This window comes from Amaricoccus sp. (genome assembly GCF_036846665.1).
Classification (GTDB): domain Bacteria; phylum Pseudomonadota; class Alphaproteobacteria; order Rhodobacterales; family Rhodobacteraceae; genus Amaricoccus.
The window spans coordinates 1-4,571 of sequence record NZ_DAIUBO010000268.1 but is presented as its reverse complement, the minus strand read 5'-3'; the positions used below and the strand labels follow the sequence as shown (position 1 = coordinate 4,571).

Below are 4,571 nucleotides of genomic sequence, written 5' to 3'. Positions count from 1 at the left end.
GATGGTGCGCGCGCGCTTCGGCTCCGAGGTGTCGGTCATGGCCGAGCCCGGCCGCGGCCTCGTCGCCGAGGCCGGCGTGATCGTGGCCGAGGTGCTGCTCGTGTCGCGGAAGGACGACGACGACCTGCATCGCTGGGTGTTCCTCGACATCGGCAAGTTCTCCGGCCTGGCCGAGACCATGGACGAGGCGATCCGCTACCAGTTCGAAACGCGCCACGGCGATGCCGAAACCGGCCCCTGCATCCTCGCGGGCCCCTCCTGCGATTCCGCCGACGTGCTCTACGAGAAGCGTCCGGTCCAGCTGCCCCTGGCGCTGCGGTCGGGCGACCGCATCCGGGTGCTCTGCACCGGGGCCTATACGACGAGCTATTCCTCGGTGGGCTTCAACGGCTTCCCGCCGCTCGATTCGGTCTTTCTCGGGTAGCGCGGGCCTGTCGCCGGGGAATCCGGGCAGCTATAGCGGAACCTCGCGGAATATCGCCGGGAGGTTCCGATGATCATCGCGCAGATCAGCGATCCGCATCTTGGCCCGCCGGGGGCACGGCTCTTCGGCGGCTATGATGCGGATGCCGCCTTCTCGGCGGTGCTGGCGCGGGTCGCGGGCTTCGATCCGCGGCCCGATATCGTGCTTCTGACCGGCGATCTGACCGAGAACGGCACGCCGGAGGAATACGCCAATTTCAACCGGCTGATCGCGGGCTTCGACCTGCCCATGGTCGCGATCCCGGGCAACCACGACCGCCGCGCGGCCTTTGCCGCCGCGCTCGCCCCGACGCCGATCGCGATCGGAACGGCGCCCTGGTTCCACCTCACCGTCGAGGGATGGCCCCTGCGGCTCATCGGGCTCGATTCGCTCGGCGGCGACGGCGAATCGCGTGGCGTGCTCTGCGCCGAGCGGCTCGACTGGCTCGCCGCCCGGCTGGCCGAAAGCGACCGGCCGGTGCTGCTCTTCCTGCATCACCAGCCTTTCGCCACGGGCATTCCCTTCGTGGATGCCAATGTCTGCGTGAACGGCGACCGGCTGGGCGAGATCGTCGCCGGCCATCCGCGCATCGCGGGCGTGCTCTGCGGCCATGTGCATCGCGCGGTGCAGCGCGCCTGGGCCGGCACCATCGGCATGATCTGCCCGGGCGTGGCCTGGGAGGTGCCGCTCGACCTCTCGCCCGCGGGCCGTCCGCGGCTGGTCCCGCAGAACCCCGGCTGGCAGCTGCATGTCTGGAGCCCCGAGGGAGGCCTCCTCAGCCATACGGAATATCTGCCCGGCTTCGAATGACGCGCAGGATCGCCTCCGCGACCTCGTCGGGCGGCGGGCCCGCGTCGATGCGCTGCCAGTCCATGACCCCGAGATCGTAGCCGAGCTGCCGTTCGAGCACCGAAGGCGTGGCGTCCGACGGATCGCCGCGCCGGGCCGCGAGCCGTTCGGCCAGCCGGCCGGCGGGCAGATCGAGCCAGACGCCGAGGAAGGGAACACCGGCGGCGCGGGCGGCTGCCGCGATATGGGCGCGCTCGTCCTCGCGCGCGAAGACGGCATCGGCGACGACGGCCGTGCCGCCCGAGGCGAGCAGGCCGGCGCGGCGGGTCAGCTCGTCGTAGACGCTTCGCGATGCGGAAGCGGTGTAGGCGCTTGCCGGCAGGCGGGTTTCGGGCGCCACGCCGTGCTGCGCCTTGCGGATGCGGTCGCTGGCGAGGTGCCGCGCCCCGGCCCCGCGGCCGAGCCTGGGCGCGAGCGCCGCGGCGAGGGTCGACTTGCCGGCGCCGCTGAGGCCGCCGATGGCCAGGACGACCGGCGGTGCGGGTTCGAGCAGGCGGAGCACCAGCCGGAAATACCCGTCCGCGAGATCGCGGGTCGCGGCATCCCGGTCGCCCTCGGCGATCCGCGTGCCGGTCACATGCGCCCGCACTCCCGCCCGCAGCGCCATGAAATAGGGCAACGTGGGCATGCCGGCCTCGTCGCCGGTGGTGTCGAGGTAGCGGTTCGCGACGGTGTTCGCGTGCGAGGCGAGATCGCGGTGGCGGAGGTCCATCAGCAGATAGGCGAGATCGTAGAGCACGTCGATGGTGGCGATGCGGTCGTTGAACTCGATGCAGTCGAAGAGCACCGGTTGGCCGTTCTCGAGGAAGATGTTCCCCAGATGCAGGTCGCCGTGGCAGAGCCTGACCCGGCCGTCGCGCGCGCGGGCGTCGAGAAGCGGCGCGAGCCCAGCGAGCCCGTCGCGAAACCCGCGGTTGAAGCGCGCGATGTCGGCGGCGGGGAAGGCGGCCGCCTCGGCGAGCGCCGCCTCGTTGATCGCCAGCACCGCGGCGATATTGGCTGCACCGGATTCCTGCGAGGGCGGCGCGGCGGCGTGCAGACCCGCGATCGCGGCCGCGAGCGGCTGCATCAGCGCCGGCGGGAGCGCGCCGCGCGCCGCGAGCCGGTCGAGCAGCATGGCCTCGTCGAAGCGCCGCATCTCCACGACCGCATCGACGAGTTCCCCGCCCCCCTCCCAGGCCAGGCCGCCCGATCCGGAGGCGGTGATCCGCCGCACGCCGAGATAGAGGTCGGGCGCGGCCGATGCGTTGCGCGCGACCTCGCGCAGGCAGGCGGCGTGCCGCAGCGCGGGCGTGGAGAAATCGAGATAGGGAAGGCGCACCGCCCGCTTGAGCTTGCAGACCCGCCGAGGCCCGAGGAAGAGCCGCGAAATATGCGTCTCGCGCGTCTCGGCGCCGACCGCCCGCGCGAGGAAGGCGCAGACGTCGGACTGGTCCTGGACGATCATCGCGCTCTCCGAAGCACCCCGTCGAGGCTATGCCCGCGGCCCGGTTCCGGTCAACGCGGCCCGCGCCGGTCCGGAAGGGCGCGGATCGGTGCGGAATCGCGTGTCCCCATGGGGACAGAATGCAAGCAATTGAAAAACATGGATATATTCGTAAACGGAACAATAATGTCACTGGAACCGCTTCGCCCGGCGGGCACCGCCGGGCAGCGCATCCCCTGCCCCGTCACGCCGAAGGCCCGCCTCGAGGCACGTCGCGGGCGCTCCGCTTCCGCCCGGGCCGGGCGCCGCCCTCGTCCTGGGGCGGGACGGTCGAACACGAGGGAATGCGTTCCAGTTGCGCAGCCATCGACGCAGGCCGACAGGGGTTCCAGTGGCGCCCGGAAAGGACTAGATTCCGGCCGCGTCGGAGGAATGCATGGCAAAGCAACCCGGCGGCGAAGCGATCTTCGCCTCCTACAATGTCCACAAATGCGTCGGCACCGACGGCCGCTGCCTGCCGGAGCGCATCGTGGAGGTCGTCGCCGAGATCGGCGCGGATGTCGTCGCGCTCCAGGAGGCCGACCGGCGCTTCGGCGACCGCGCCGCCCTGCTCGATCTCGACCGGATCACCCGGATCGCCGGGCTCGTGCCGGTGCCGGTGGCCAACGGGCATGCCGGGCACGGCTGGCACGGGAACCTCGTGCTCGTGCGCGAGGGGCTGGTGCGCGGGCTGCGCCAGATCGCCCTGCCCGGGCTCGAGCCGCGCGGCGCGCTGGTGGTGGATCTCGACCTGACGCGCGGGCCGGTCCGGGTCATGGCGGCGCATCTGGGGCTGCTGCGCCAGTCGCGGATCATGCAGGTCGAGGCGCTGCTCGCACATTCCGGCGGGGACGACCGCCCCATCGTGCTGATGGGGGACATGAACGAATGGCGCCACCGGCGCCGCTCGGCGCTCCGGCCCTTCGGGTCGCAGTTCGGGCCGATGGGCCGCGGGGTGGCGAGCTTTCCCTCCTATTATCCGCTGTTCGCGCTCGACCGGATCATCGCGCGGCCCCATACCATCCTCGGGCCCGTCGAGGTCCATGACAGCCCGCTGGCGCGCAAGGCCTCCGATCACCTGCCGATCAAGGCGCGGGTCAGCCTGGAAGGAGCAATCGATGCATGACGCGACAGGCCGGGGTCGGGCGGCGCGGCGGCGGCGTCTCGTCGGGTCGCTCTTCGCGGCGGCCCTCGCGGGCGGGCTCTGCGCGGCCGGTGCCGCGGGCGCGATCGCCTTCGCCAAGGCCGACCAGAACGGCGACGGCGTCGTCGTCTTCGAGGAGGCGCGCATCGTCTATCCGCAGCTGATGAAGGTCACGTTCCGAAAATGCGCGAACAAGCAGGGTTTCATCGACCAGGGCCACTGGCCCTGTCTCGAGAATATCTATCAGCTTCTCTACAGGTCGCCGGAGTGAGGGGGCACCTTCGTCTTCCGGTCCTGGTGGCGGCAGTTCTGCTCGGCGCGCAATGCCCCGCGCCGCTCTCGGCCCAGGCGGCGGGCAGCGATCCCTCGGCGCTGACCGTCAAGCAGGTGCAGCAGCGCTTTCGCCGCATGAGCCCGGTCCATATCCTCAAATGCGACCACAACGGCGACAAGCTGATCGAGAGCAAGGAATACCCCTGCGTGCAGAGCATCTACCAGGTGATGTACGTCGAACGCTGAGCCGGCGCAGGGCGCGGCGATGCGGTTTGCGGGTGACTGCTACGGACCGGCGCCCTGCCCCGTGGCGCCGCCTTCCCTTCGCGGATTTGGCAGGTGACAAATCCGCGCGCGCCTGCCTGCCCCCGGCAGGC

The 4,571-nt window shown here is 71.1% G+C and carries 5 protein-coding genes and 1 pseudogene; 5 read left to right on the top strand and 1 reads right to left on the bottom strand.

All coding sequences use genetic code 11. The features are described 5' to 3' along the window. Both V7050_RS18335 and V7050_RS18330 read left to right on the top strand, forming a co-directional pair. Nucleotides 1-424: pseudogene (locus V7050_RS18335) on the top strand (type III PLP-dependent enzyme); the annotation flags it as partial. A 69-nt stretch (nt 425-493) separates the two neighbouring features. Next, a complete protein-coding gene (locus tag V7050_RS18330; RefSeq protein WP_324370068.1) occupies nt 494-1,273 on the top strand; it encodes a phosphodiesterase in 780 nt (259 codons plus the stop codon). Here the strand turns inward: V7050_RS18330 and V7050_RS18325 are convergent. Further along, nucleotides 1,239-2,759, bottom strand: coding sequence for a bifunctional aminoglycoside phosphotransferase/ATP-binding protein (locus V7050_RS18325; RefSeq protein WP_324375163.1), 1,521 nt, complete (start codon nt 2,757-2,759; stop codon nt 1,239-1,241). The genes V7050_RS18330 and V7050_RS18325 overlap by 35 nt on opposite strands. A 415-nt stretch (nt 2,760-3,174) precedes the next feature. Here V7050_RS18325 and V7050_RS18320 point away from each other — a divergent pair, with 415 nt between their 5' ends. The 3 genes from V7050_RS18320 to V7050_RS18310 are packed head-to-tail and all read left to right on the top strand — an operon-like array spanning nt 3,175 to nt 4,440. Beyond that, the gene (locus tag V7050_RS18320) at nt 3,175-3,903 is read left to right on the top strand and encodes an endonuclease/exonuclease/phosphatase family protein (RefSeq protein WP_324370072.1); all 729 of its coding nucleotides are present in this window, start codon (nt 3,175-3,177) and stop codon (nt 3,901-3,903) included. Further along, nucleotides 3,896-4,192: a hypothetical protein gene (locus tag V7050_RS18315; protein WP_324370074.1), complete on the top strand. Its 297-nt coding sequence runs from the start codon at nt 3,896-3,898 to the stop codon at nt 4,190-4,192. The genes V7050_RS18320 and V7050_RS18315 overlap by 8 nt, the downstream gene beginning before the upstream one ends. Further along, nucleotides 4,189-4,440 carry a hypothetical protein gene (locus V7050_RS18310; protein WP_324370076.1) on the top strand — a complete coding sequence of 84 codons (252 nt, stop codon included), beginning with the start codon at nt 4,189-4,191 and terminating at the stop codon, nt 4,438-4,440. The genes V7050_RS18315 and V7050_RS18310 overlap by 4 nt, the downstream gene beginning before the upstream one ends. Nucleotides 4,441-4,571 lie beyond the last annotated feature (131 nt).